This window comes from Azospirillum lipoferum, assembly GCF_024170005.1.
GTDB classification, from domain to species: Bacteria; Pseudomonadota; Alphaproteobacteria; order Azospirillales; family Azospirillaceae; genus Azospirillum; species Azospirillum lipoferum.
The window spans coordinates 320529-344368 of record NZ_JALJXJ010000010.1; the positions used below are offsets into that span (position 1 = coordinate 320529).

Below are 23840 nucleotides of genomic sequence, written 5' to 3' on the forward strand. Positions count from 1 at the left end.
CTCAGCGCTCCTTGACGTAGGGGATGCCGCTCGCCTTCGGGGCGATGGCCTTGCCGACGAAGCCGGCCAGCAGCAGGACGGTCAGCACATAGGGCAGCATCTGGATGAACTGCACCGGGATGACGCCGATGCCCGGCAGGACGACGCCCTGGAGGCGCACCTGCACCGCATCGGTGAAGGCGAACAGCAGGCAGGCGAACAGGGTCGGCCCCGGCCGCCATTTGCCGAAGATCAGCGCCGCCAGCGCCAGATAGCCTTTGCCGGCCGTCATGTCGCGGACGAAGCCGGCGCCATGGCCGGTGGACAGATAGGAGCCTGCCATCCCCGTCAGCACGCCGGTGACCAGCAGCGCCTGATAGCGCAGCTTCGCCACCGACAGGCCGGCGGTGTCGACCGCCGCCGGATTCTCGCCCACCGCCCGCAGCCGCAGCCCGAAGCGGGTGCGGTAGAGCACCCAGTGGGTGGCGATTACCAGGACCAGCGTCACCCAGATCAGGATGTTGTTGCCGTTGAACAGCTCGCGGTAGACCGGCCCCAGGACCGGGATGCCGGACAGGGCCTCCACCCCCGGCAGTTCCACCGCGGGGATGCGCGCCTGGTTGGGCAGAAGCGGGGTCTGGCCGCCCTGCTGGAACCAGGCATAGGCCAGCGTCGGCGCCAGCCCGGCGACCAGGATGTTGATCGCCATGCCCGACACCACCTGATTGCCGTTGTGGGTGATGCAGGCGAAGCCATGGACCATCGCCAGCGCCACGCCCGCGGCGATGCCGGCCAACAGCCCCAGCCACGGGTTCAGCGTGGCGGACGCGACGGCGGCGGAAAAGAAGGCGCCGGCCAGCATCTTGCCTTCCAGTCCGATGTCGACCACGCCGGCCCGCTCGCAATACATGCCGGCGAAGGCGGCCAGCACCAGCGGTGTCGCCACCCGGATGGTGGCGCCCAGCAGCTGCAAGGCCAGAAGAAGCGCGTCTTCCATCGCTCAGCCCCTTCCCGTCTCGGTTGCGGCTGCGCCGCGGCGGCGGAACAGCGCCTCCACCTGCGGCTTGAACAGGTTCTCCATCGCACCGGCGAACAGGATGACCAGACCCTGGATGACCATCACCAACTCGCGGTTGATCGTGGGGTACTCGAAGGACAGCTGACCGCCGCCCTGCGCTAGAACCCCGAACAGCAGAGCCGCCAGAATGATCCCGACCGGGTGGTTGCGCCCCATCAGCGCCACGGCGATGCCGACGAAGCCGACGCCGCCGGTGAAATTCAGGATCACCCGGTGCTGCACGCCCAGGATCTCGTTCACCCCGACGAAGCCGGCCAGCGCGCCGGAGATCAGCATGGCGATGACGATGTTGCGTGCGGGGGAAATGCCGGCATAGACCGCCGCCCGCTCGTTCCGGCCGACGGTCCGCAGCTCGTAACCCCAGCGGGTCCGGCGCAGGAAGATGTGGAACAGCAGGCTGCAGGCCAGTGCCCACAGGAAGGACAGGTTCAGCGGCGAGGCAGGGATCGCGATGCCGAACCAGCCGAGCGCCCGGTCCATCGACGGCAGCCAGACGCCGGGATCGAACTCGCGCGTTTCCGGCGACTGGCTGCCGGGGCGGATCAGCACGTCCACCAGCAGCCAGGTCATGATCGACGCGGCGATGAAGTTGAACATGATCGTCGTGATGACGATGTGGCTGCCGCGCTTGGCCTGCAGCCAGGCCGGGATGAAGGCCCAGGCGGCACCGAACAGCGCCGACGCCAGCACCGCCAGCAGCGCCACCACCGGCCAGGGCCAGCCGGTCAGCGCCAGCGCCACCAGCCCGGCGCCGAGCCCGCCCAGATAGGCCTGTCCCTCGCCGCCGATGTTGAACAGCCCGCAATGGAAGGCGATGGCGACCGCCAGCCCGGTGAAGATGTAGTCGGTGGTGTAATAGAGGGTGTAGCCGATGGCCTCGGGATAGCCCAGCGCCTCCGACAGCAGCAGCGACAGCACGTCCACCGGGTTCTCGCCGATCACCAGGATCACCAGCCCCGACAGCACGAAGGCCGCGACGAGGTTGAGAACCGGCAGCAGCGCATACCCGACCCAGCCCGGCACGGCGCCCGGCTGACCCTTCCCCGACCCGCTCAGCAGCACCGGCGTCTCCTGGATTGCCCCTTGCCGGGGATTCTTAACCGCCAATGCTCTGCCGACCAAGCGTTTCGTGATGTTGGAAAGCCAACGGGCATCGGGACTTGGAAGCGTCACAAAAGTCTTGCCGCAGCGCAGCAATCTGGCATGCTTCTTACCCACATATTTTTTATGGCTATGGAGCATGCCCGATGCCGCTCGACATTCCGCAGACCTTCCGCCACCACGTCTTCTGCTGCGCCCAGCAGCGCCCGCCCGGCCACCCCCGCGGCAGCTGCGCCGCCAAGGGTGCGCATCCGCTGTGGCAGCGGCTGGACCAGAAAATCCAGGCCAAGGGGCTGGCGGACGTCGGCATGGCGATGACGGGGTGCCTCGGCTTTTGCTCCGCCGGGCCGCTGATGGTGGTGTATCCCGAAGGCATCTGGTACCGCCCGGAAACGCCGGAGGATATCGACGAGATTGTCGACTCGCATTTGGTCGACGATGCACCGGTCGAGCGGCTGGTGATGGTGCTGACAAGATGAGGTGAGGGGAGGGGGCGATCGTCAGCCGACGCTTAGCAGACGCTGCGCCTACCAGACCTGCGGTTGCGGCATTGGGACGCGGGGGCGTTTGCCCATAATGTGGGCAACCTCCGCCATTGCCGCTCCGAACAGACTCCCATGACAGACGCCGAAGCCGCCGACCTGCTGCCTGCCGAGGCCGATTCGGTTCCCTATGCCGTCGGCTGTTTCCTGGGCGCGATCCTGCTGTTCGCGGCGATGGACACGCTCATCAAGTTCCTGACCGCCGATTACCCGGTACCACAACTGATGTTCGTGCGCTCGCTGGTCGCCTTCCTGCTGGTGGGCGGTTACACCCTGGTGCGTGGCGGCGGGATCGCGGCGATGCGGACGCAACGGCCGTGGGGGCATGTCTGGCGGGCTTTTGCCGGGCTGATCTCGATGGGATGCTTCTTCTATGCGTTCCGCGAACTGCCGCTGGCCGACGTCTATGTGTTGAGCTTCGCCGGGCCGCTGTTTATCACCGCCCTGTCTGCCCCGCTGCTGGGGGAGCCGGTGGGCTGGCGTCGCTGGGCCGCCGTGGTGGTCGGGTTCGGCGGCGTCGTGGTGATGGCGCAGCCGTCGGCCGGGGCCCCTCTGGTGCCGGTGCTGGTCGGACTCTGCGCCGCCCTGTTCTATGCCTTGGCCGCCCTCGCCGTGCGCGGCCTGTCGCGGACGGAGACCAGTGCCTCCATCGTGCTCTATCTGCTGCTGACGACGACGGTGGTGAGCGGTGCGCTGGCGGCGCCGATCTGGACGGCGCCGACCGCTTTCGCGCTGGGGTTGATGGCGCTGGTCGGTGCGATCGGTGCCGGGGCGCAGGTTCTGCTGACCCAGGCCTTCCGCCGCGCACCGCCGGCGGTGGTGGCGCCCTTCGAATATACCGGCATGGTCTGGGCCAGCCTGTTCGGCTGGCTGGTGTTCGGCGACCTGCCGACCGTGCCGGTGATTGCCGGCGCCATGGTCATCATCGGCAGCGGGCTCTACATCCTGCATCGTGAAACCGTGGTGGCGCGCCGCCGGCTGGGTTCTTGACAGGACGGGGCCGGCGGCGACACTCTCGCCGCCTGTTCAAGGCTGGGGTGCCCGTACGGACGCCGGATCGGCAGCTGTTCGGGCTGAGACAACACCCATCGAACCTGATCCGGGTCATGCCGGCGAAGGGAGCCGACCGGAACCCGACGGATTAGCTCCAAATGCCCCGTCCCCTCCGCGTCGCTCCGGCCGCCGGCGCGTGTTGAGGAGTTTTCGGTCATGCGGCGCGTGCTTTCCCTTCTGATCGGCCTGCTGACGGCATCGTCCTGTCTGTCGCCAGCAGCGCGGGCCGACGACACGCTGTCCTTCCCGGTGCTGGTGCCGCTGACCGGCTTCCTGTCGCTGGAGGGCACCAGCCAACGCAATGGCGCCGTGCTGGCACTGAAGCAGACCCCGGCCGGCGTCGCCATCGCGTCGGAGGTCGTCGACACCGGCACGTCGCCCGAGGCGGCGGTGACGGCGCTGGAGCGCGTGGCCGGCAGCGGCACGGTCGGCGCGGTCGCCGCCAGCATGCTCGGCACCCAGATGCTGGCGATGCTGCCGCTGGCGCAGGAGCTGAAACTGCCGCTGGTCACCGTGTCGGGCACCGCGTCGATCACCGAACAGGGCAATCCCTGGGTGTTCCGCTTCTTCCCCGGCGACGCGGTGACCAAGGCCGCCCACGCCCGCTATGTGGTGGAGGAACTGGGCAAGCGGCAGCCGGCGGTTATCTACCAGACCACCGCCTACGGCCAGAGCGGCAAGGCCCATCTGGACGCCGCCTTCAAGGCGCTGGGCGTCACGCCGGTGTTCGAGGAGGGGGTGGACCCCGCCGCCAAGGATCTGCTGCCGGTGCTGACCAAGGCACTGGCCGCGAACCCCGACGTGCTGGTCCTGCACCTGCATTCCGGCCCGACCGCGCTGCTGCTGCGGCAGGCCGCGTCCAGCGGCGTGACCCTGCCCATCGTCGCCGGTTCCGCCATGCATCAGCCGAGCACCGCTGCGCTGCTGGAGCCGGCGGAACTGAAGGGCGTCTGTGCCGAGACCGCGGCTTCGCCGATTTCCGGCGACACGCCGGAGGTGAAAGCCTTCACCGACGCCTACCACGCCGCCTTCGGCAAGGAGCCGGACGCCTTCGCCCTCGGCCAGTATGACGGCATGACCATGGTGCTGGAGGCGGTGAAGGCCGGCGCCCGGACGCCGGACGCCATCCGCAAGGCGCTGTCGTCGGAGACGTTCAAGGGCCTCGCCATGACCTACAAGTCCGACGGCAAGGGCAACATGGCACATTCCGCGGTCATCGTCTGTTATGACGGTGCCAGCCGCGCGCCGAAGCTGGTGAAGCGGTACGACGCCCCCGCGCTTGCGGCGAAGTGAGCGGATGGCGGCGCTTCAACTGCTGGTCAACGGGGTGGCGCTGGGGGCGGCCTATGCCCTGGTGGCGCTGGGCTTCGTGCTGGTGCTGAACGCCACCTCGGCAGTGAATTTCGCCCAGGGCGATCTCGTCATGGCCGGCGGGCTGCTGGCCGTGGCGCTGGCGCCGCTGATCCCGCTGCCGGGCATCGTGCTGTTGCCGGTGGTGCTGGTCCTGATGGCGGCGCTGGGGCTGCTGCTGGCATTGGCGGCCTATCTGCCCTTGCGCCGCCGGCCGCCTGTGTCGGTCTTCATCAGCACGATTGCGGTCGGGATCATCCTTCAAAACGGCGCTGCCATCCTGTTCGGACCGGAGCCGCGCGCCGCACCGCCGCTGTTCGGCGACGACACTCTCCATATCGCCGGGCTGGCGGTGCCCGAGCAGTCGCTCGCCATCGTCGCGGTGGCGGGGCTGCTGATCGGGGCGCAGCAATGGGTGTTCGCCCGCACGCAATTGGGCCGCCGGCTGCGCGCCACGGCGCAGGACCCGGAAATGGCGCGCGCCTGCGGCGTGCCGGTCACCGCGATGATCCTGGTGACCTTCGCCATCGGGGCGGCCTGCGCCGGGGCGGCCGGGCTGCTGCTGGCCAACCGCTATTTCGTCACGCCGACCTCGGGCGGCGACCTGATCCTGAAGGCCTACATCGCGGTGACGGTGGGGGGATGGGGTTCCGTGCCGGGGGCGGTGGTGGGCGCTCTGCTGATCGCGCTGTTCGAGGTGGGAGTGTCGTCGGTCCTCTCCTACCCGGTGGCGCTGGGAGCCCTGTACCTGACGCTGCTGGCGATCCTGGTGCTGCGTCCGCAGGGCCTGTTCGGTGAAGCGGTGCGCCGCCGTGGCTGAGCGATCCTCGCCGCGCGTCCCCTTGATAGCAGGCGCCCTGGCCCTGCTGGTCTATGCGCTGGCCTTCGCTTCCCCCTACGGCCTGCGTGTCCTGACCGTCGCCGGGGTCTATGCGCTGGCAACCTTCGGCTTCCAGATCGTCTTCGGGCTCGGCGGGGCACTGTCGCTGGCGCAGGGCGCCTTCTGCGGCGTTGGTGCCTATGTGACGGGCATCCTCGGCAGCCGCTACGGCCTTGGGTTCGAGGCGACATTCCCGCTGTCGATGCTGGTGCCGCTGCTGTTGGCTCTGCCGGTCGGTCTGGCGGTGCTGCGGCTGGAGTCGCATTACTTCGCCCTGGCGACGCTGGGGATCGCGCAGGTCCTCCATCTGCTGGCGGTGAACCTGCCGGACCTGACCGGCGGTTCCAACGGGCTGGCGGGGGTGCCGGCGGTGGTGCTGTTCGGCTGGGTGGTGCCACGCGGGCTGCCGATGGCCGGGCTGGTCTGGGGGCTGGTGGCGCTGGGCGGGCTGATCGGCTGGCGGCTGGCGCGGGGAAGGCTCGGCCGGTCGCTGACCATGCTGCGCGACGATCCGCTAGCGGCGGGAACGCTGGGGCTCGACGTCGGGCGGCTGCGGCTGACCGCCTTCGGCATCAGCGCGCTGTTCGCCGGGGCCGCCGGGGCGTTGGCCGTGCATACCCAGCGCGTCGTCTCGCCGGAGGTGCTGGAGTTCCCGGTGATGGTCTCCATCCTCACCATTGCCATCGTCGGCGGGCGTGGGCGGATGGCCGGTGCGGTGCTGGGTGCCGTGCTGCTGCTGCATCTGCCGGAATGGTTCCGGTTCCTGGAGCGTGGCTATCTCGTCGTCTATGGCGTGGCATTGCTGGCAACCGTGGTGCTGGCGCCGGACGGGCTGACCGGTCTGCTCGACCGCATCGCCGTCTGCCTGTTCGGCCGCAGGCAGCGTACCCCGGTCGAGACAAGGGAACCACCACTGCCGCTCGACCTGCCGGACGGGATGACGGTGGAGGGCTTGCGGAAGTCCTTCGGCGGCGTCCTGGCGGTGGATGATGTGTCGCTGGACCTGCGGCCGGGCACCATCACCGGACTGATCGGCCCGAACGGCTCCGGCAAATCCACGGTCATCAACCTGCTGTCGGGGCTGGAACGGCCGGATGCCGGGCGGGTGCAACTCGGTGGACGGGAGGTCACCGGCGCCCGCGCCGACCGGCTGGCCCGTGCCGGGCTGGCCCGCAGCTTCCAGGCGGCGGCGCTGCCCGCCGGCGCCGGAGTGCTGGAGGCGGTCGCCGCCGCCCGCCTTGCCTTCGATCCCGATGCCAAAACGGCGGAGGCGCATGCCGGCTGGGCGCTCGGCCGGCTGGGCATCGGCGAACTTGCCGCACACTCCTGCGACGGGCTGCCGGCGGCGTTGCGGCGCCGGGTGGAACTTGCGCGTGCTCTGGTCCGCCGGCCGGTAGTCCTGCTGCTCGACGAACCCGCCGCCGGTCTGACCGACGGCGAGAAGGCGGACCTGGCCGCCCTGCTGCGCGACTTGGCGGGGGAGGGGATGGCGATCCTGCTGGTGGAACATGACATGGGCTTCCTGCTGCCGCTCGCCGGCCGGGTGCTGTGCCTCGACCGCGGGCGGGTGATCTATGACGGCCCGGCCGGCGGCGTGCGCCATGACCCGGTGGTGGCCGCCGCCTATCTTGGCCGGGTGGCGTCGGCATGAGCGCGCTGCTGACCGTCCGCGGCCTGACCGCCGGCTATGGCGGCGCCACTGCGCTCGACGACGTCTCACTCAGCCTCGCTGCGGGGGAGACGGTGGCGCTGCTCGGCGCTAACGGGGCCGGGAAGTCGACGCTGCTGAAGGCTCTGCTCGGGCTGGTGCCGGCATGGGGGGAGCTTCGCTTCGACGGCGCCGACCTCGGTGGCCTCGCGACCGAGACGCGGGTTCGGCGCGGCATCGGCTATGTGCCGGAGGGGCGGCGGGTCTTTCCCGGCATGAGCGTGCGCGACAATCTGGAGGTCGCCGGCCTGCCCGCCGCCCGCGAGCGCGCGCAGGATGTCGAGCGCATCTTCGCCCTGTTTCCAGACCTCGCGCTCAAGAGCGGGGAGAGTGCCTGGCGGCTGTCCGGCGGCCAGCAGCAGATGCTGAGCCTGGGGCGCGCGCTGATGGGCCGGCCGCGCCTGCTCCTGCTGGATGAACCGTCGCTTGGTCTGTCGCCCAGGCTGGCCGACGAGCTGTTCGTCGCCGTCCGCCGTATCGCTGGCACCGGCACCGCCGTGTTGCTGGCCGAGCAGAGTGCCGCCCGCGCACTGACGGTCGCACCGCGCGCCGTTCTGCTGCGGGTTGGCCGCGTCGTCGGCGACGGGCCGGTGGCGTCGCTGTCGGAAGAGACCCTGCGCGAGGTTTTTTTCGGTGTTTAGCGAAAATTCCCTGCGTGTCCTGTGCAACAGGTGTCTGCCTCCTGCAACAGGACGGGCGGTTGGACTTGCGGACGGGGGCAGGCGCGGATAGCTTCGCCGCCACAACCATCTATGGATTACCTCGTCATGACCGCCCGCTTCGCCGCATCGCTGTCCGCGCTTCTCCTGCTGGGGGTGGCGTCGGCTCCGGCGATGGCCGAACTGGTGCCGGTGCAGCCGACGATTCCTCCAGCCGCCTATTACGGCCTGCCCGAGCCGGAGGCCGAGATCGTCGTTCCAGGCGGTACGGTGCAGGACGCGAGGCCGGGCGTTGCGCCAGGGACTGCGCCGTCCACTGCACCGGGCAAACCGTCCGCCTCGGCTCCCGCTCCCGCCAAGCCCGACGGGCCGGGCGAACTGATCGAGAGCTGGGACGGCGGGGCCGCCAAGAAGAAGGACGGCAGCTTCGCCTATTGCGTGGTGGAGGGGGAATTCACCTCCGGCCATGTGCTGATGTTCGCCCGCAGCCCGAAGGGAGAGACCAACATCGGCATCGGCATTCCCGGCGCCGACCTGCCCAAGGGGGGCGAATGGCCGGTGACCATCGAGGTGGACAAGAAGCTGAAGCGGGAACGGACCGCCGTCGCCTCCCAGCCGGACATGCTGGTGGTCTCCAACGGCAAGGACGAGGATCTGATCAACGCCCTGATGGGCGGCAACGAGCTGGTGGTGTCGTCGGCCAGCGACCGCATCGTCTTCAAGCTGGCCGGCACCAAGAAGGTGCTGGGCGACCTGAGGACCTGCGTCGACAAGGGCGGCAACGTTCCGCCGATCAAGGTCGCCGCCGGCCGTCCGGCGGACAGGGACAGGAAGAACCGCCTGCCGGAAGGGCTGGACAGCCTGCTGACCGCCGCCGGCGTCCATGATGCCGAACTGGTGCCGATGGACAATGTCCCGCAGGACCGCCGGCCGGCCGACGTCGCCTGGCGTTTCGGCCCCATCGTCGGCGGTATCCGCGAACGCGCGGTGGGCGAGGGTGCCAAGATCGACGAGCTGTCCGACAGTTTTGCCGACGCGATGAAGCAGCGTTGCGACGGCACGCCGACCGTCACCCTGAACCAGTCCGAACAGGCGGGTGCCGTGTCGCTGCGTACGGGATCGGTCGATTGCGCGATGCCGCAGGGCAAGCTGCACGTCACGCTGAACTTCCTGCTGTCCCAGCGCCGCCTGTTCACCGTCATCTTCCACGAGGCCGGCGAACCCGACGTTGCGCTGGCCGACAAGGTGCGCGACAACCTCGTCCAGGTGTTGCGCCGCGCCGGAGTTGCCCCTGCACCCGTCGCCACGGATGCGTCCCCAGCCCAGCCGGCTCCCATTCAGCCTGCTCCTGCTCAGGCCGCACCGGCACCGGCCGCGCAGGTTCCCGCACCGGCTCCCGCCGCTCCGCCGGCCACCCCGGCGGCACCCCCTCCGGCGACGGTGAAGCCGCAATCGAAACCGCAGCCGTCGAAGCCCTGACGGAACTCACGCCCTTCCGGCCCATTGTCCCCTTACGGAAGGGCCATCAATCAGCGTGATCATGCCTGACAATTCCGCCTCCATCGACGGCGTGGGCGACAACGCCCGCGCCGGAAGCGATCCCTATGCGGCACTCGATGCGTCTGCCGCCACCACCCTGTCCGAGCGTTGGAGCGTGCGCAACAGCGCGCTTGCCGTGGTCGTGCTCGCCGCACTGGTCGGCGGTGCCGTCGGGCTGGCGGTGGGCCTCCTGCACGAAGCGGTGCTGCTGATGCAGGCGCTGGCCTTCGATCTGCCCGACGGCGAGCGGCTGGGGCAGGGCGTGCCCGACCTGCTGCGCACGCTCGGCGTGCCGGTGGTGGGCGGACTGCTGCTGGGCATCCTGTCGGTGCTGGTGCGGCGCTGGCGCCCCAACGCCATTGTCGACGCGGTGGAGGCGAATGCGCTCTATGGCGGCAAGATGTCGCTGATCGACAGCCTGCGGCTGACGGTGACGACCGCCCTGTCCAACGCCTCGGGTGCGTCGGTCGGCATGGAGGCGGCCTATACCCAGGCCGGCGCCGGGCTCGCGTCCTCGCTGGGCCAGCGGTTGCGGTTGCGCCGAGCAGATCTGCGCACCATGGTCGGCTGCGGGGCGGCCGCGGCCATCGCCGCGGCCTATCACGCGCCGCTGGCCGGGGCCTTCTATGCCTTCGAACTGGTTCTCGGCGGTTACACGCTGGCGGTGCTGGCCCCGGTTGGGGCGGCGGCGGCGCTGGGAGTGGCGGCGTCGGCCCTGTTGACCGGCGGCGAGGTGCCACTGGCGCTCGGCCGGCCGGTGGAGATCGCCGGCTGGGATTATGCCGCCTGCGGTGTCGTCGGCTTCCTGGCCGGCTGGCTCAGCATCCTCGCCATGCAGGCGGTCACGATGGCGGAGCGCGGGTTCAACCGGCTGCCGGTTCCCCGCTGGATGCGCCCGGCGATCGGTGGGCTGACGGTCGGCGGACTGGCGCTGGCGGTGCCGGCGGTGATGGGCAGCGGCCCGGGCGCCGTGCCGCCGGAATTGGCCGGCGGCGCGCTGGCACTGGCCCTGACGCTGGTGGCGAAGATCCTGGCGTCGGCGCTGTCGCTGGGTTCGGGCTTCCGCGGCGGCCTGTTCAGCGCCTCTCTGTTCATCGGCGGGCTGTTCGGCGGCCTGCTGGGACAGGTGACCTCTACCGTCCTGCCGGGCCTGGGGATCGACGGCGGCCTGCTGCTGCTGGTCGGCATGGGGTCGGTCGCCGCCGGCATCGTCGGCGCGCCGGTGACCATGGTGCTGCTGGTGCTGGAGACGACGCAGGATCTGTGGGCGGCGTCGGGCGTGCTGATCGGGGTCGTTCTGTCGACCACCGTGGTCCGGCAGGCCTTCGGCTATTCCTTCGCCACTTGGCGTTTCCACCTGCGCGGCGTGCCGATCCGCGGCGCCTACGACATCGGCTGGCTGTCGGAACTGACGGCTTTCCGGCTGATGCGCCGGGATGCCAAGACCGTGCCGGCCACCTTGACGGTGGAGGCGCTGCGCCGTCTCTATCCACTGGGCTCCACCAAGGCGGTCTTCGCGGTGGACGAGACGGGCCGTTATGCCGGTCTGGTCGATATGTCGCTGATCCACGACCCCGACCAGAACGCTGCGGCGACCGAGACCCGGGTTGGGTCGCTCGCCTGCAAGTCCGACGCGGTGCTGATGCCCGGTGACGATGCCCGCACCGTGCTCAACCGCTTTGGCAGCGAGGAGGTGGAAGCCTTGCCGGTCCTTTCCTCCCCCACCGACCGCCGGATCATCGGCTATGTGACGGAATCCTTCGCGCTGCGCCGCTATTCCCAGGCGCTGGAACGCCAGCGTGGCGAGGATCTGGGCGAGCGCGGACTTTGGGGCCGCGACTGACCTGGGAAAAGGCAACGCCGGTTCCGGAGCCCCGGAACCGGCGTTGCGGTGGCCGCTTCAGGTCGCGGTTACTGCTGGGTGCCGGTCGTGCCGGTGGCGCCCGGCGTGGTGGTGTCGCTCGGCATCGTGTTGCCGGTCGTGCCGCTGGTGTTCCCCGTGCTGGTGCCGGTGGTGCCGGCCGTACCGGTGGTGTTGCCGGTGCGGGTACCGCTGGTGTTGCCGGAGGTCGCCTGACCGTTACCGCTGAGGTTCAGCGCGGCCATCGTCTGCTGGTCGGCGCGGCCGGTGGCGCGCAGGCCGTTGTCGCGCTGGAACTTCATCAGGGCGCTGCGGGTGCTGGCGCCCCAGACACCGTCGACGGTGATGTCGCGGCCGTCGTTGCGATCGTTGAGAGCCTGCTGGAGTTCGCGTACCTGATCGTGGCTCAGCCTGGTGTTGGACGCCATGCTGCCGGAATGGTTGGCCGACGACCGGCGCGTGGAGCTGCCCGAGGTCTCGTCTCGCACCTCGGCGGTGGCGCGGTCGGTCACGCGGTCGGTCTTCTTGCTGAGGCTTTCGTCCATGCTGTTGCCGGCCACCGCGCCGCCGACACCGCCGACCACCGCGCCGACCGGACCGCCGACGACGGCGCCGGCGACCGCACCTGAACCGGCGCCGGTGGCCGTCCGCGAGGTTTCCGTGCTGCCGCAGGCGCTGAGCGCGAACAGGGCGCCGGCCGCGGTGGCGGTCATGACGATCTTCGAAATCCCACGCATGGTTGCCATCCTTCTCGATTACGATTCGATGTTGGCGACCCGCCGCCCGGTGCGGCCTGTACTGTCCTGCCGCACGGCAAGCGACAGCTGGGTCATGTGATGAACAATCAGCAGCGGGCCTTCTTGTTCCCTGACGTCGCCCCAGGATTTTCCGCCGGCGCCCTTCACCATGACGCAAACGAAGCCTCGGCCGGAGTAATACTCCGCCATTGCCCCGCTCTGTTCGCCCGATATGTGGTGGTGAATGGCGCTGACCGTTGCAGAGGCAGGCTTTTTGCGCGATGCCGGCACCGGGGCCCGGCTGCCGGTCGCCGCGTCGCTCCACGCCGGGCCGGAAGCGGAGCCTGCGTGTTCTTCCGTGCTCATCCCTTTGCGCCGCCTAAAGCGCGGCCCTTCCGCCCTGTCCGGGAGCGGGCCTGAACCAGTCCAGGCAGCCGGCCGGGACCACGCCGTTGCTGACCAGCAGCGCGCCCCCCTGATAGAGGTCGAGCGCGCTGCCACCATCAGGCAAGTCGACGGCCCAGAGCCGGCCGCTGGGGTCGCTCCACACTGTCCGGCCATCGACGGAGGCCAGCGCCGCCAGCGCCTCACCGGCGGTGGTGCCCGGACGAAACAGCACCAGAGCGGTGGTGACGCCCGGCGGCGGCAGTGTGGCGACCGCCCCCGCGACCCCGACGGCGAGCGTCAGCAGCACCGGCACCGCTGCGCGTCGCCTGCCGCTGCTTCCGCCTGCTGCTCCGCTCTCCCCCCGCGTCAGCAGCCATCCGGCCAGCATCACCGCGACGCCGAAGACGAAGAACCACAGCAGATCCCAGAACAGCCTGTTCTCCACATCCATGCGGATGCGGTGCAGGCCGAGCAGCCAGTGCGACAGCAGCCCGTCCAGGATATGCCAAGCGCCGAAGCCCAGCAGTGCCCACCCCATCAGCCTGCGCCCCCCGACATGGGTCAGTCCCGCGCGCCCGCGCCACAGAAGCCAAAGCCCCAGGGCGGCAATCAGATACATCAGGGTGTGGAACAGCCCGTCGGCCAGGATCTGGACGGTGATGTCGGCATAGGCCGGGCTGGCGAGGCCGGACAGCAGATGGTGCCATTGCAGGATCTGGTGCAGCAGGATCCCGTCGAAGAACCCGCCCAACGCGAAGCCCAGGCTGAATACGCCCGGAAGCAGTGCCCGCCCCGGTCCTTGCTGGATATCCGACATGGGAAGGGGCGGCGGCAGAGGATCGGCGGCGGTCATCGGGCGGGTTCTCCACGGGTCGCAAAGGGGGCCCCGGAATCCGAAACAGGACCATCCCTCTGCGGTTCCTGGGGCCTTCCGATTACGGGTTGGTTGCCACAGCCCTCCCGAGAAGGGTTTAACGCTTTTCCCCCCTGCGCCGCGTTGGAAGGATTCCCCCATCGCGTTGGACAGTCGGGCGGAGGAATTGAGCATGATCGGGCTACATCCGTCGTGGCGGTGCCGGACCTGTGGTGGTTCTGCGCTTCCGCGATTCGTCTGCTGACATCACGGCAGGAGAGGCTAGGGCTGCATGCAGCACCGTCAGGCACGCGACGCACGGCTCGATCTTTTCAAGGGCGTGGCCCTTCTGGTCATCTTCATCAACCACGTCGGGGGAAACCCGCTGGCGAAGCTGATGCCCGCCCGGTTCGGTCCGTCGGATTCGGCCGAGATCTTCGTCTTCATCTCCGGCTATGCCATCGCACTGGCCTACGGTCCCGTTCTGGCGGAGCGCGGATTCATGGCCTGCCAGCGCAAGGCGCTCGACCGCTGCCGGCAGCTTTGGGTGGCCAACATCCTGACCATGCTGGTCAGCGCGCTGGTGGTGGCCTTCGCGGTCCATGTCGGCAATCTGCCGATGGAGGCATCCAACCGCCTGCAGAGCTTCGCGCCGCTGTTCGACACGCCGGTCACCGCGATGGCATGGCATCTGGTGCTGATGTATCTGCCCTTCGCCTTCGACATCCTGGCGCTCTACATCCTGCTGGTGGCGGTGGCGCCGCTGTTCCTGTGGAGCTATGCCCGCTTCGGTTCTGCGGCGATCGCGCTGTCGGTTCTGCTCTATCTGATCGCCCAGGCGGCCCCGGGGCTGGTACCGCCCAATTTGTGGGACGAGGACTGGAACTTCAGCCCGCTGGCCTGGCAATGCGTGTTCTTCCTCGGCACCAGCCTGGCGCTGGTGGTGCGCAGCGGGCGCGCCCGGCTGCCGCAGTCGCGCTGGCTGCTGACGGTCGTGCTGGCGCTGCTGGGCGGCATGGCGGTGTGGAAGTTCGCGGCTTCCGACATCGGCCAGGCGCTGGCGCCGGCAGCGCTGCGGAACTGGCTGCCGGAGGAGACGATCCCCTGGACCGACAAGGACACTCTGGGGCCGATGCGGCTCCTGCATTTCCTGGCGCTGGTCTGCGCGGCGGCCCTGCTGGTGCCGCGCGATGCGGCGTGGCTGCGCTCCGCCCCCGCCCGGCTGCTGGTCGCCTGCGGCCGGCATTCGCTGCCGGTCTTCTGCGTCGGCGTGGTGCTGTCGATCGCCGGTTCCGCCCTGCTGGTGGCGGAGGATGGCGCTCTCATGGTCCTGGCGGTCAATCTGGTCGGGATCGCCGTCCTGCTGGCGCTGGCGCTGGTGCTGGAGCGGCGGCGGACCCGCCGGCAGCCGTCGAAGCCTGCCGTCCCGCCGACGGCAATGCCGGAAACACCGTGAGTCCGGGGCGAGCTACGGCTGGGCTGCTTGAATCCTGCGCCGGGTGAGCGCATAATTTGGGCATGCAATTCAACCCGGCCATACCGTCCTACCAGACGCTGAAGCCAACCCCGCAGCTGACGCCCGCGGCGCAGGTCGCCATGTCCCCGGCGGTCCAGGCGGCACAGCAGACCGCACCCGCGGTGCGGACGCAGACCGCCGTGGCCCCGCAGGCGGCCGGCAAGTCCGACCAGACCCGCGACGCCCGAACCGCCACCCAGGGCAACCAGTCGGTCGACACCACCGCCGGCGCGCTCGGCGCCCGGGTGAATGCCCAGGGCTACCAGCAGCGCGGATCTCTGCTGAACCTATCGGTCTGAGGGGGCAGCTGCTTCAGACCCTGTGCATCCATCCAAAACAAAAAGGGCCTTTCCTCCACCCGGAGGAAAGGCCCTTTTTTCGTACAAACCAGTCCCAACCGTTACTTCAGCTCGTCCATCGTGTCGATGACGTGGCTGACGATGCCGTATTCCTTGGCCTCGTCGGCCAGCATCCAGTAGTTGCGGTCGGTGTCCTTGGCGACCTTTTCGAACGGCTGCCCGGTTTCACGCGCGATGATCTTGTTCAGACGCTCGCGCATCCGGATGATTTCCTTCGCCTCGATGGCGATGTCCGTCGCCCGACCGCCCGTTCCGCCCAGCGGCTGGTGGATCAGGAAGCGGGTGTTGGGCAGGCAGAAACGGTCTTCCTTGTTCGCCGCCAGATAGATGTGGCAGCCGGCGCTGGCGACCCAGCCCGTGCCCAGCATCTTCACCCGCGGCTTGATGAAGCGGATCATGTCGTGGATGGTGTCGCCCGCCTCGACATGGCCGCCCGGCGAGTTGACCACGACAGTGATGTCGTCGTCGCTCTCATGCGCGAGCGCCAGCAGCTGGGCCGACACGACCTGCGCCAGCTTCATGTCGATCTGACCGAAGATCAGGACCGTGCGCGCCTTGAACAGGCTCTGCTGCACGGCGGCGAACTGCGGCTGGGCGCTTTCCTTCGACTTCTCGTCCGGTTCCTTTTCGGGTTCGTCGTCGAACCGGGTGTATCCGACCTGCGCCATTGATGTTCTTCTCCCTGGTATCGGAAGCGGGGTATCGGAAGCGGGGTACCGGGATTGGGATGCGCTGCCGGAGGAATGCCCCGACTGCTGTCCCGCTGCCGCATGCGCCTTGCCTGCTTCACCACATAGCCCGTCCGGGCTTCATGTTCAACGTCCGGCGGGCCAAAATCGAAGGGTCGGGCCGCGGCCGGATGGAACCTATGAAACAGCGTGCAACAGTTTTCCGGAGATGTTCCGCTGTTCCACACGCTGAACACGAGGCTGTCCTCCGACATTGCAGACACGACGATCCTTCCTACCACGCGGCGGTGGCGCGGGTAAGGGGCGGTTGGAAATCCGGGCCGGAGCATTGACGCCGTTCGCGTCCCGCAGCCAAACTCCTGCCCGCGAGTGGGTTGGGAGAGCGGCGGAATGGGCGGGACTGGAACGGAACAGGGTGGGGCCGACGCCGCATTGACCGGTGTGTCGGTCATCATCGCGGCCCACCGCGCCCACGGCACCATCGTCCGCGCGGTGCGAAGCCTGCTGGAGCAGGACTGGACGGCGTGGGAGGCGGTGATCGTCAGCGACGATGGCACCGACTATCGTCCGACGCTGCTGGCCGCCGGGATCGACGACCCGCGGCTGGTCTTCACCGGAACCGGCCGCGTGGGCGCCGGGGCGCCGGCCGCGCGCAACGCCGGTCTGGCGGCGGCACGGCGGGGGCTGGTGGCGCCGCTGGACGCCGACGACCGTTTCCGCCCCGGCCGGCTGTCCGCGTTGGCACCGCTGGCGCTGGCCCATGGCGCCGCCTTCGACAATGTCGCGGTGGTGCGTGACGAGGACGATTCGCCCCTCCTGCGCCTGTATGAGGACGAGCAGGCCCCGGCCCTGCTGGACGGCGAGCGGTTCCTGGCGACCTCCGTGCCGATGTTCCCGGTGGTGCGGCGCGATCTGGTGCCGGGCTGGGACGAGGACGTGAATTTCTGCGACGACGTGGTCTTCAATGTGCGGGTGCTCGACGCCACCGGTCCGGTGCCGCTGTTGGCGACACCCTTCTATGAATACCGCCAGCGCGCCGGCTCCATCACCTTTTCCGCCGACAGCGGGGAGCGGGCGGAGCGCTGTTACCGCCATGTGCTGGACCGGTTGGCCGGCGACGGGCTGGGGATCCGCGACCAGGGGCTTCGCGAAGCCTTCACCCAGGCCATCGCCGCCAAGCGCGCCCGCAACGCCGCCTATGAAGCCGCCTTCAAGGCCGGCCGCTGCGCCAATTTCCAGGAGTTCCTGGCGCTGGGGGAGGGGTAAACCCGTAAGAGACCAAGCTCCCGCTGGTTTTGCTTTACCATTTTGTGTCAGCTTTGGTGCGTTGCACATCGCCGGATCGGACACGGGTAAAATCCATGAGCGCCCCGACCTGCTGCCTCGCCCGCATCCCCGCCAATGGGAAGTTCTGGCTGAAGAATGCGCGGGTTCACGACGGATTACGCGATATCCGGATCGAGAATGGCCGGGTCCGCGCCCTGGTTGCGGCCGGCGAGTCGCCCTGCTGCGCCCCCGGGCTGGATCTCGACGGTGGCGAGGTGAGGCGCATGGATGGCGATGGCCCGGTGGTGCCCGGCGGGACAGCCGATCTGTGGGTGACGCTGTGCGGCGGCCGGACGGTGCCGATGCGGGCGGGCAAGCTAGAGACCGGAAAGCCACAGGAGAATGACGACCGTCAAAATGCGGCCGTCCTGGACGGTTCGGTTCGCTGAACCTTCTCGACTCCGGATGTGAACTGAACGATATAGTTCAGTTTGCCCGCTGCCTCCATCGGTTGCACTGCGGCAAACCGAAACCCGTCCGGATCCCGGTCCCATGCGCCACACGCTTCGCATCGCTGCACTCCTCGTCCTGGCGGCACTCGCCGGCGGGGCCTACTGGTATTTCGTGAAGCAGGGTGGGACCGTCGCCGGGCTGACCGCGATGGTGAACGGTGTTCTGTCCGGTGGGACGCCGGCCCAAGGGGGCGCCTCTGGCGGTGCCTCCGGGGGAGCCAAGCCGCCCGGCGGTGCCCCGCCGATGCCGGTGGAGGCCGCCCAGGTCCGGGTTGGCGTGGTCGAGCGGACGGTGACCGCCGTTGGTTCCCTGCTGTCCAACGAATCGGTGGTGGTCCGGCCGGAGATCGCCGGCCGCATCAGCGAGATCGCCTTCAAGGAAGGGCAGCGCGTCACCAAAGGCACTGTGCTGGTGCGGCTGGACGACGCCATCGCCCGCGCCACCCTGGCCCAGGCGCAGGCGAGCATCGCCTTTTCCCGTGCCGAGTTGTCGCGCGCCGACCAGCTGGTCCGCCAGAACACCGGCCCGTTGCGCAACCGGGAACAGGCCTCCGCCAAGCTGCTGGCCGACGAGGCGGCGGTGCAGCTGGCCAAGGCCCAGCTCGACAAACAGGTGATCGCCGCGCCCTTCGACGGGGTGCTGGGGCTGCGCAAGGCGTCGGTCGGCGACTTCGTCCAGGCCGGCAAGGACATCGTCAACCTTGAGGACATCGACACGCTGAAGCTGGACTTCCGCGTGCCGGAGATGTTCCTGCCCGCGGTGAAGGTCGGCCAGACGGTGAAGGTGGCGGTGGACGCCTTCGGCGGGCGCAGCTTCGAGGGCACCGTCTACGCCATCGACCCGCTGGTCGATGTGAACGGCCGCGCGCTGGCGATCCGCGCCCGCGTGCCGAACCCCGACGGCTCGCTGCGCCCCGGCCTGTTCGCCCGCGTGTCGCTGACGCTGACCACGGTGCCGGACGCGGTGTTGATCCCCGAACAGGCCATCGTCGCCTTCGGCAAGGACCAGTTCGTCTTCAAGGTGGTCGACGGCAAGGTGGCGCAGACCCGCGTCACGCTGGGCGAGCGCCGCAATGCGGAGGTGGAGATCGCCAAGGGCCTAGCCCCCGGCGACATGGTGGTCACCGCCGGTCAGCTCAAGATCCGCGACGGCGTTCCCGTCACCGTGCTGCCCAGCAAGCCGGCCCCCAGCTCATCGTCGGGGAGCTAAATCCATGATCCTGTCCGACATTTCCGTCCGCCGTCCCGTCCTGGCGACGGTGATGAGCCTCGCCCTGATGCTGATCGGCATCGTGTCGTACCAGCGCCTGTCGGTCCGCGAATATCCCAAGATCGACGAGCCGGTCGTCACGGTGGAGACGACCTACAAGGGCGCCTCGGCCCAGATCATCGAAAGCCAGGTCACCCAGACGCTGGAGGACAGCCTCGCCGGCATCGAGGGCATCGACGTGATGTCCTCGATCAGCCGGGCGGAGAAGTCGCAGATCACCCTGCGCTTCCGGCTGGACCGCAACGTCGATGTCGCCGCCAGCGACGTGCGCGACCGGGTGGGCCGCGTCCGCGCCCAGCTTCCCAGCGAGATCGACGAGCCGGTGATCGCCAAGGTGGAGGCCGATGCCCAGCCGATCATCTATCTCGCCTTCTCCTCCGACCGGCATTCGCCGCTGGAGGTGACCGACTTCGCCGACCGCTACGTCAAGGACCGCTTGCAGAACCTGCCCGGCGTTGCCCAGGTGCGCATCTTCGGCGAACGCCGCTTCGCCATGCGGCTGTGGCTCGACCCGCAGCGGATGGCCGCCTACCGGGTGACGCCGCAGGATGTCGAGAACGCGCTGCGCAAGCAGAATGTCGAGATCCCGGCCGGCCGCGTCGAGAGCGTGGCGCGGGAATTCACCGTGGTTTCGGAAACCGATCTGCGCAATCCGGCCGAGTTCGAGAACATCATCCTGCGCGACGATGCGGGCTATCTGGTCCGGCTACGCGACGTCGGCCGGGCGGAGCTGGGGGCGCTGGACGAACGGGTCAGCGCCCGCTTCAACGGCCGCGGCGCCGTCGCCATCGGCGTGGTGAAGCAGTCCACCGCCAACCCGCTGGACGTCTCGAAGGCGGTCAACGACGCGCTGCCCAAGATCCGCGCGGCGGTGCCCGAAGGCATGGGGGTGGATGTCGGTTACGACAGCTCCGTCTTCATCGCCAAGTCGATCGACGCGGTGTTCCACACCATCTTCGAAGCGATCATCCTGGTCGTTCTGGTCATCTTCTTCTTCCTGCGCTCGCTGCGGGCGACGCTGGTGCCGCTGGTGACCATCCCGGTGTCGCTGATCGGCGGCTTCGCCCTGATGTACGCGCTGGGCTTCTCGATCAACACGCTGACGCTGCTGTCGATGGTGCTGGCGATCGGCCTCGTCGTCGACGACGCCATCGTCATGCTGGAGAACATCTTCCGCTATGTGGAAGAGGGGATGGCCCCCTTCCAGGCGGCGTTGAAGGGGTCGCGCGAGATCGGCTTCGCCGTCATCGCCATGACCATCACGCTGGCGGCGGTGTACGCCCCCATCGGCTTCATGACCGGGCGCACCGGGCGGCTGTTCACCGAATTCGCGCTGACGCTGGCCGGGGCGGTGATCGTGTCCGGCTTCGTCGCGCTGACGCTGTCGCCGATGATGTGCTCCAAGCTGCTGAAGCACGAGACGAAGCACGGCCTGCTCTACCGCGCCATAGAGCGGTTCCTGGAGGGGATGACCAACGGCTACCGCCGGCTGCTGCGCCTGTCCTTGCGGGCAAGGCCGCTGGTGCTGCTGATCGGGCTCGGCGTCGCCGCCGCCAGCTATTTCCTGTTCACCGGCCTGAAGTCGGAGCTGTCGCCGGTCGAGGACCGCGGGACCATCGTCGGCATCGCCATCGCGCCGGAAGGCTCCACGCTGGACTACACCATGGGCTATGCCCAGCGGATGGAGGCGCTGTTCCGCCAGATCCCGGTGCTGGAGAAGTTCTTCGTCGTCGTCGGCTTCCCGGTGGTGAACCAGGGCATCGCCTTCGTCCGCCTGATCGACTGGGACGAGCGCGAGGTGAAACAGCAGGCGATCACCGCCCAGCTGTTCCCCAAGATGTTCGGCATCCCCGGCATCCTGGGCTTCGTCACCAACCCGCCGTCGCTGGGCCAGAGCCCGATCGACAAGCCGGTGAATTTCGTCATCCAGACCTCCCTGCCTTTCGAGGAGTTGCAGGCGATGGTCAACGCCATGATGGCGGAGGCCCGCAACTTCCCCGGCCTGACCAACCTCGACACCGATTTGAAGCTGAACAAGCCGGAACTGCGGGTGTCGCTGGACCGCGACAAGGCGGCCGACCTGGGGGTGGATGTCGACACCGTCGGCCGCACGCTGGAGACCCTGCTGGGCGGCCGGCAGGTGACGCGCTTCAAGAAGGACGGCAAGCAGTATGATGTGATCGTCCAGGTCGCCAACGTCGACCGCCGCAACCCCGACGACATTGCCAGCATTTATGTGCGTGGCGGGACCAGCGCCAGCGGAGGTGCCAATCAATCCATTGGGGGCCAGATGATCTCGCTCGCCAACTTGGTGAAGGTGGAGGAGCGGGTGGCGCCCAAGGAGCTGAACCACTTCAACAAGCTGCGCTCCGCCACCATCACCGCGACACTGGCGCCGGGTACCTCGCTGGGCGAGGCGCTGGCGGTGATGCAGGCGGCGGCGAACAAGGTGCTGCCGGCCACCGCCCAGACCGACTATGCCGGCCAGAGCCGCGAGTTCCGCGAATCGGCGACCGGACTCTACTTCGTCTTCATCCTGGCGCTGGCCTTCATCTATCTGGTGCTGGCGGCGCAGTTCGAGAGCTTCATCGACCCCTTCGTCATCATGCTGACGGTGCCGCTGTCGATGACCGGCGCGCTGGCCGCCTTGCAGATGAGCGGCGGGACGATGAACGTCTATAGCCAGATCGGCCTCGTCACCCTGGTCGGGCTGATCACCAAGCACGGCATCCTGATCGTGGAGTTCGCCAACCAGCTCCAGCGCGCCGGGACGGACATCCGCAAGGCAGTGGAGGAGGCGGCCGTGCTGCGCCTGCGCCCGATCCTGATGACCACCGGCGCCATGGTGCTGGGTGCGGTGCCGCTCGCCTACGCCAAGGGAGCGGGTGCGGAAAGCCGGCAGGCCATCGGCGCCGTCATCGTCGGCGGCATGACGCTGGGCACGCTGCTGACTCTGTTCGTCGTGCCGACGGTTTACAGCTATCTTGCCCGCAAGAAGCCGATGCAGGATGAGGCTGCGGAGGTGGGGCAGGCGGCCGGTGGGCAAGCCCATGGCGTGCCCCACCCGGCGGAGTAAGGAAGGGACCGGCGCCATGGCGAGCGTGCTGATCATCGATGACGACGACGTCGCCCGTGCGGTGCTGCTGCGCACGCTGACGATGGCCGGCCATGAGGCGGTCGGCGCCCGCGACGGAGTGGAGGGGATGGAGCGGTTCCGCGACCGCCCGGCCGACAGCCCGCTGGACCTCGTGATCACCGACATCTTCATGCCGAATCAGGAAGGGCTGGCGACGATCATGGAGCTGCGGCGCGGTGCGCCGTCGCTGAAGATCATCGCCATTTCCGGCGGCGGCGCCCGCGCCTCGCTCGACGTGCTGCCGGTGGCCGAGGCGCTCGGCGCGCACCGCACCCTGCGCAAGCCTTTCACCCCGACCGAGGTGATGGAGGTCGTGCGCGCGGTTCTGGAGGAGTGAGGCGCCGCTTTCCCCGGAATCGCGAAGCGCCGCTCTCCAGGGAAAGCGGCGCTTCACAGAAAGGGGTTCAGCCGAAGATGTCTGACCGGGCTTTATCCGGCACCTGTGTTGGGGCGTCTGCGACGCCTGGGTCAGAGCGTCCGCAAGTCAGGCGGCGAGCCGTTCTTCCTGTACTCGGCGGTTCCGGCGCAGGCGCTCGAAAAGCTGCTGGACGCTGTCGGGGCTGATCCCATCGCGCGCCATCACGGCGATCACGATCGGATCTTCGAGCAGTTCGGAAAGGGTCGGCGTCGTGTTGCGGTCCATGCGTCCCTCCCTTTGTGTCCGGCCTCCGGGTGCCGTTGCCATCCCGGAAGGGGGATCGGCGGACGGTCGAAGCCGGCAATGGCGATTGGCCTAATCCCTGCTGCGCGCTCGTCTCGGCTTTCGGTTTCCGGATCGCCTCCGGGGATATACCCCCTTCGGTCCGGATTGTGGGTCTGAAATACAATAGGGCGACCATAACTCAGACGGAGTGCTATTGTCACCCGTCCTTTTGTCAACAGCCGCTATATCTTTGTGTATTGCAGTATTATGGCGTGCCGCGTCGCGCTGCGGCGTTCAGGCCTGTCCCGGCCGTGCGCGCGTCAGGCTGGCGCCAGCCGTTGGACCGCCCGAGTCGAGCGCCGGAATCGTCACGTCGACCTGAACCCGCCGCACCTTGGCATGGGAAAGACAAAGGTCCGTGGCTCGGTCGGCCAAATAATCGGCGCTTGGTACATCGCATTCGCCACAAAGGCGCCGCAAGTCTTCGACGATATCCTCGTAAGACATCACCGCGGCGATGTCGTCGGGAAAGCCGGGGCCGGGGTGGGTGACGGTCAGGGTCAGGTCGAAGCGGACCTCCGGCCGGTCGGTGCGGCCGGCGAGCGCCACGGTGGCGGCGAATCCGCGCACCAGGATGGTGTAGGTGAGCGGTGCGCCGCCCGGCTGGACCAGCATGGTCCGTTTCACGCTATCGTCCGACAACACACTCTCCCGGCCGGCGC

23 protein-coding genes and 1 riboswitch are annotated in these 23840 nt (G+C 68.7%); of the genes, 15 read left to right on the forward strand and 8 right to left on the reverse strand.

Annotated features, from left to right (window positions below):
* Position 1: 1 nt before the first annotated feature.
* Together J2848_RS23135 and J2848_RS23140 are read right to left on the reverse strand one after the other, a co-directional pair.
* Positions 2 to 976, reverse strand: coding sequence for an ABC transporter permease (locus J2848_RS23135; RefSeq protein ID WP_149232490.1), 975 nt, complete (start codon positions 974 to 976; stop codon positions 2 to 4).
* 3 nt (positions 977 to 979) lie between these two features.
* Positions 980 to 2119, reverse strand: coding sequence for an ABC transporter permease (locus J2848_RS23140; protein ID WP_149232489.1), 1140 nt, complete (start codon positions 2117 to 2119; stop codon positions 980 to 982).
* Positions 2120 to 2304: 185 nt separating this feature from the next.
* On the opposite strand from J2848_RS23140, the gene J2848_RS23145 reads away from it, so the two are divergent.
* From J2848_RS23145 to J2848_RS23180, 8 genes are all read left to right on the forward strand, one after another.
* Positions 2305 to 2637: a (2Fe-2S) ferredoxin domain-containing protein gene (locus J2848_RS23145; RefSeq protein WP_149232488.1), complete on the forward strand. Its 333-nt coding sequence runs from the start codon at positions 2305 to 2307 to the stop codon at positions 2635 to 2637.
* A gap of 138 nt (positions 2638 to 2775) precedes the next feature.
* Complete coding sequence (locus tag J2848_RS23150; RefSeq protein ID WP_149232487.1) at positions 2776 to 3690, forward strand: DMT family transporter; 915 nt, start codon at positions 2776 to 2778, stop codon at positions 3688 to 3690.
* A gap of 33 nt (positions 3691 to 3723) precedes the next feature.
* A riboswitch (TPP riboswitch) is annotated at positions 3724 to 3838 on the forward strand.
* A gap of 71 nt (positions 3839 to 3909) precedes the next feature.
* On the forward strand, positions 3910 to 5046 hold the full coding sequence (locus J2848_RS23155; protein ID WP_149232486.1) for an ABC transporter substrate-binding protein: 1137 nt from the start codon (positions 3910 to 3912) through the stop codon (positions 5044 to 5046).
* Positions 5047 to 5050: 4 nt separating this feature from the next.
* Positions 5051 to 5923, forward strand: a complete 873-nt coding sequence (locus J2848_RS23160) for a branched-chain amino acid ABC transporter permease (protein WP_149232485.1) — start codon at positions 5051 to 5053, stop codon at positions 5921 to 5923.
* Complete coding sequence (locus J2848_RS23165) at positions 5916 to 7634, forward strand: branched-chain amino acid ABC transporter ATP-binding protein/permease (protein WP_149232484.1); 1719 nt, start codon at positions 5916 to 5918, stop codon at positions 7632 to 7634. The genes J2848_RS23160 and J2848_RS23165 overlap by 8 nt, the downstream gene beginning before the upstream one ends.
* The gene (locus J2848_RS23170) at positions 7631 to 8332 is read left to right on the forward strand and encodes an ABC transporter ATP-binding protein (RefSeq protein ID WP_149232483.1); all 702 of its coding nucleotides are present in this window, start codon (positions 7631 to 7633) and stop codon (positions 8330 to 8332) included. The genes J2848_RS23165 and J2848_RS23170 overlap by 4 nt, the downstream gene beginning before the upstream one ends.
* Positions 8333 to 8458: 126 nt before the next feature.
* Positions 8459 to 9829 (forward strand): hypothetical protein, encoded by a 1371-nt coding sequence (locus J2848_RS23175; RefSeq protein ID WP_246193970.1) that lies wholly within the window; start codon positions 8459 to 8461, stop codon positions 9827 to 9829.
* A 61-nt stretch (positions 9830 to 9890) separates the two neighbouring features.
* A complete protein-coding gene (locus J2848_RS23180) occupies positions 9891 to 11732 on the forward strand; it encodes a chloride channel protein (protein ID WP_149232482.1) in 1842 nt (613 codons plus the stop codon).
* A 68-nt stretch (positions 11733 to 11800) separates the two neighbouring features.
* On the opposite strand, the gene J2848_RS23185 is transcribed toward J2848_RS23180, so the two are convergent.
* From J2848_RS23185 to J2848_RS23195, 3 genes are read right to left on the reverse strand one after another with little or no spacing between them, the layout of a single operon-like run.
* Positions 11801 to 12487, reverse strand: a complete 687-nt coding sequence (locus J2848_RS23185) for a peptidoglycan-binding domain-containing protein (protein WP_149232481.1) — start codon at positions 12485 to 12487, stop codon at positions 11801 to 11803.
* 18 nt (positions 12488 to 12505) lie between these two features.
* Positions 12506 to 12853, reverse strand: a complete 348-nt coding sequence (locus tag J2848_RS23190; protein WP_149232480.1) for a hypothetical protein — start codon at positions 12851 to 12853, stop codon at positions 12506 to 12508.
* Between the two features lie 13 nt (positions 12854 to 12866).
* Positions 12867 to 13727, reverse strand: coding sequence for a DUF2243 domain-containing protein (locus tag J2848_RS23195; RefSeq protein WP_246193969.1), 861 nt, complete (start codon positions 13725 to 13727; stop codon positions 12867 to 12869).
* Between the two features lie 292 nt (positions 13728 to 14019).
* On the opposite strand from J2848_RS23195, the gene J2848_RS23200 reads away from it, so the two are divergent.
* Positions 14020 to 15183: an OpgC family protein gene (locus J2848_RS23200; RefSeq protein WP_149232478.1), complete on the forward strand. Its 1164-nt coding sequence runs from the start codon at positions 14020 to 14022 to the stop codon at positions 15181 to 15183.
* A 62-nt stretch (positions 15184 to 15245) separates the two neighbouring features.
* Entirely contained in the window at positions 15246 to 15542 is a 297-nt protein-coding gene (locus tag J2848_RS23205) for a hypothetical protein (protein ID WP_149232477.1), read from the forward strand.
* 101 nt (positions 15543 to 15643) lie between these two features.
* Here the strand turns inward: J2848_RS23205 and J2848_RS23210 are convergent, their stop codons facing one another.
* Positions 15644 to 16270 (reverse strand): ATP-dependent Clp protease proteolytic subunit, encoded by a 627-nt coding sequence (locus J2848_RS23210; protein ID WP_149232476.1) that lies wholly within the window; start codon positions 16268 to 16270, stop codon positions 15644 to 15646.
* 411 nt (positions 16271 to 16681) lie between these two features.
* Between J2848_RS23210 and J2848_RS23215 the strand changes: the two genes are divergently transcribed.
* The 5 genes from J2848_RS23215 to J2848_RS23235 all read left to right on the forward strand — a co-directional run bounded on the left by J2848_RS23215 (position 16682) and on the right by J2848_RS23235 (position 22812).
* Positions 16682 to 17557, forward strand: a complete 876-nt coding sequence (locus J2848_RS23215) for a glycosyltransferase family 2 protein (protein ID WP_149232475.1) — start codon at positions 16682 to 16684, stop codon at positions 17555 to 17557.
* 95 nt (positions 17558 to 17652) lie between these two features.
* Positions 17653 to 18006 carry a hypothetical protein gene (locus J2848_RS23220; protein WP_246193968.1) on the forward strand — a complete coding sequence of 118 codons (354 nt, stop codon included), beginning with the start codon at positions 17653 to 17655 and terminating at the stop codon, positions 18004 to 18006.
* Between the two features lie 103 nt (positions 18007 to 18109).
* Positions 18110 to 19279, forward strand: coding sequence for an efflux RND transporter periplasmic adaptor subunit (locus tag J2848_RS23225; protein WP_149232474.1), 1170 nt, complete (start codon positions 18110 to 18112; stop codon positions 19277 to 19279).
* Between the two features lie 4 nt (positions 19280 to 19283).
* Positions 19284 to 22415, forward strand: coding sequence for an efflux RND transporter permease subunit (locus J2848_RS23230; RefSeq protein ID WP_149232473.1), 3132 nt, complete (start codon positions 19284 to 19286; stop codon positions 22413 to 22415).
* Positions 22416 to 22431: 16 nt separating this feature from the next.
* On the forward strand, positions 22432 to 22812 hold the full coding sequence (locus tag J2848_RS23235) for a response regulator (RefSeq protein ID WP_149232472.1): 381 nt from the start codon (positions 22432 to 22434) through the stop codon (positions 22810 to 22812).
* Positions 22813 to 22959: 147 nt separating this feature from the next.
* Here the strand turns inward: J2848_RS23235 and J2848_RS23240 are convergent, their stop codons facing one another.
* Complete coding sequence (locus J2848_RS23240; RefSeq protein WP_170307099.1) at positions 22960 to 23118, reverse strand: hypothetical protein; 159 nt, start codon at positions 23116 to 23118, stop codon at positions 22960 to 22962.
* Positions 23119 to 23412: 294 nt separating this feature from the next.
* Positions 23413 to 23820 (reverse strand): tunnelling fold family protein, encoded by a 408-nt coding sequence (locus J2848_RS23245; protein WP_246193967.1) that lies wholly within the window; start codon positions 23818 to 23820, stop codon positions 23413 to 23415.
* Between the last annotated feature and the right edge of the window lie 20 nt (positions 23821 to 23840).

Coding starts and splice junctions, on each gene's coding strand:
- J2848_RS23135 (WP_149232490.1), bottom strand. CDS start 976: ATGGAAGACGCGCTTCTTCTGGCCTTGCAGCTGCTGGGCGCCACCATC.
- J2848_RS23145 (WP_149232488.1), top strand. CDS start 2,305: ATGCCGCTCGACATTCCGCAGACCTTCCGCCACCACGTCTTCTGCTGC.
- J2848_RS23150 (WP_149232487.1), top strand. CDS start 2,776: ATGACAGACGCCGAAGCCGCCGACCTGCTGCCTGCCGAGGCCGATTCG.
- J2848_RS23155 (WP_149232486.1), top strand. CDS start 3,910: ATGCGGCGCGTGCTTTCCCTTCTGATCGGCCTGCTGACGGCATCGTCC.
- J2848_RS23160 (WP_149232485.1), top strand. CDS start 5,051: ATGGCGGCGCTTCAACTGCTGGTCAACGGGGTGGCGCTGGGGGCGGCC.
- J2848_RS23170 (WP_149232483.1), top strand. CDS start 7,631: ATGAGCGCGCTGCTGACCGTCCGCGGCCTGACCGCCGGCTATGGCGGC.
- J2848_RS23175 (WP_246193970.1), top strand. CDS start 8,459: ATGACCGCCCGCTTCGCCGCATCGCTGTCCGCGCTTCTCCTGCTGGGG.
- J2848_RS23180 (WP_149232482.1), top strand. CDS start 9,891: ATGCCTGACAATTCCGCCTCCATCGACGGCGTGGGCGACAACGCCCGC.
- J2848_RS23185 (WP_149232481.1), bottom strand. CDS start 12,487: ATGCGTGGGATTTCGAAGATCGTCATGACCGCCACCGCGGCCGGCGCC.
- J2848_RS23190 (WP_149232480.1), bottom strand. CDS start 12,853: ATGAGCACGGAAGAACACGCAGGCTCCGCTTCCGGCCCGGCGTGGAGC.
- J2848_RS23195 (WP_246193969.1), bottom strand. CDS start 13,727: ATGACCGCCGCCGATCCTCTGCCGCCGCCCCTTCCCATGTCGGATATC.
- J2848_RS23200 (WP_149232478.1), top strand. CDS start 14,020: ATGCAGCACCGTCAGGCACGCGACGCACGGCTCGATCTTTTCAAGGGC.
- J2848_RS23205 (WP_149232477.1), top strand. CDS start 15,246: ATGCAATTCAACCCGGCCATACCGTCCTACCAGACGCTGAAGCCAACC.
- J2848_RS23210 (WP_149232476.1), bottom strand. CDS start 16,270: ATGGCGCAGGTCGGATACACCCGGTTCGACGACGAACCCGAAAAGGAA.
- J2848_RS23215 (WP_149232475.1), top strand. CDS start 16,682: ATGGGCGGGACTGGAACGGAACAGGGTGGGGCCGACGCCGCATTGACC.
- J2848_RS23220 (WP_246193968.1), top strand. CDS start 17,653: ATGAGCGCCCCGACCTGCTGCCTCGCCCGCATCCCCGCCAATGGGAAG.
- J2848_RS23225 (WP_149232474.1), top strand. CDS start 18,110: ATGCGCCACACGCTTCGCATCGCTGCACTCCTCGTCCTGGCGGCACTC.
- J2848_RS23230 (WP_149232473.1), top strand. CDS start 19,284: ATGATCCTGTCCGACATTTCCGTCCGCCGTCCCGTCCTGGCGACGGTG.
- J2848_RS23235 (WP_149232472.1), top strand. CDS start 22,432: ATGGCGAGCGTGCTGATCATCGATGACGACGACGTCGCCCGTGCGGTG.
- J2848_RS23240 (WP_170307099.1), bottom strand. CDS start 23,118: ATGGACCGCAACACGACGCCGACCCTTTCCGAACTGCTCGAAGATCCG.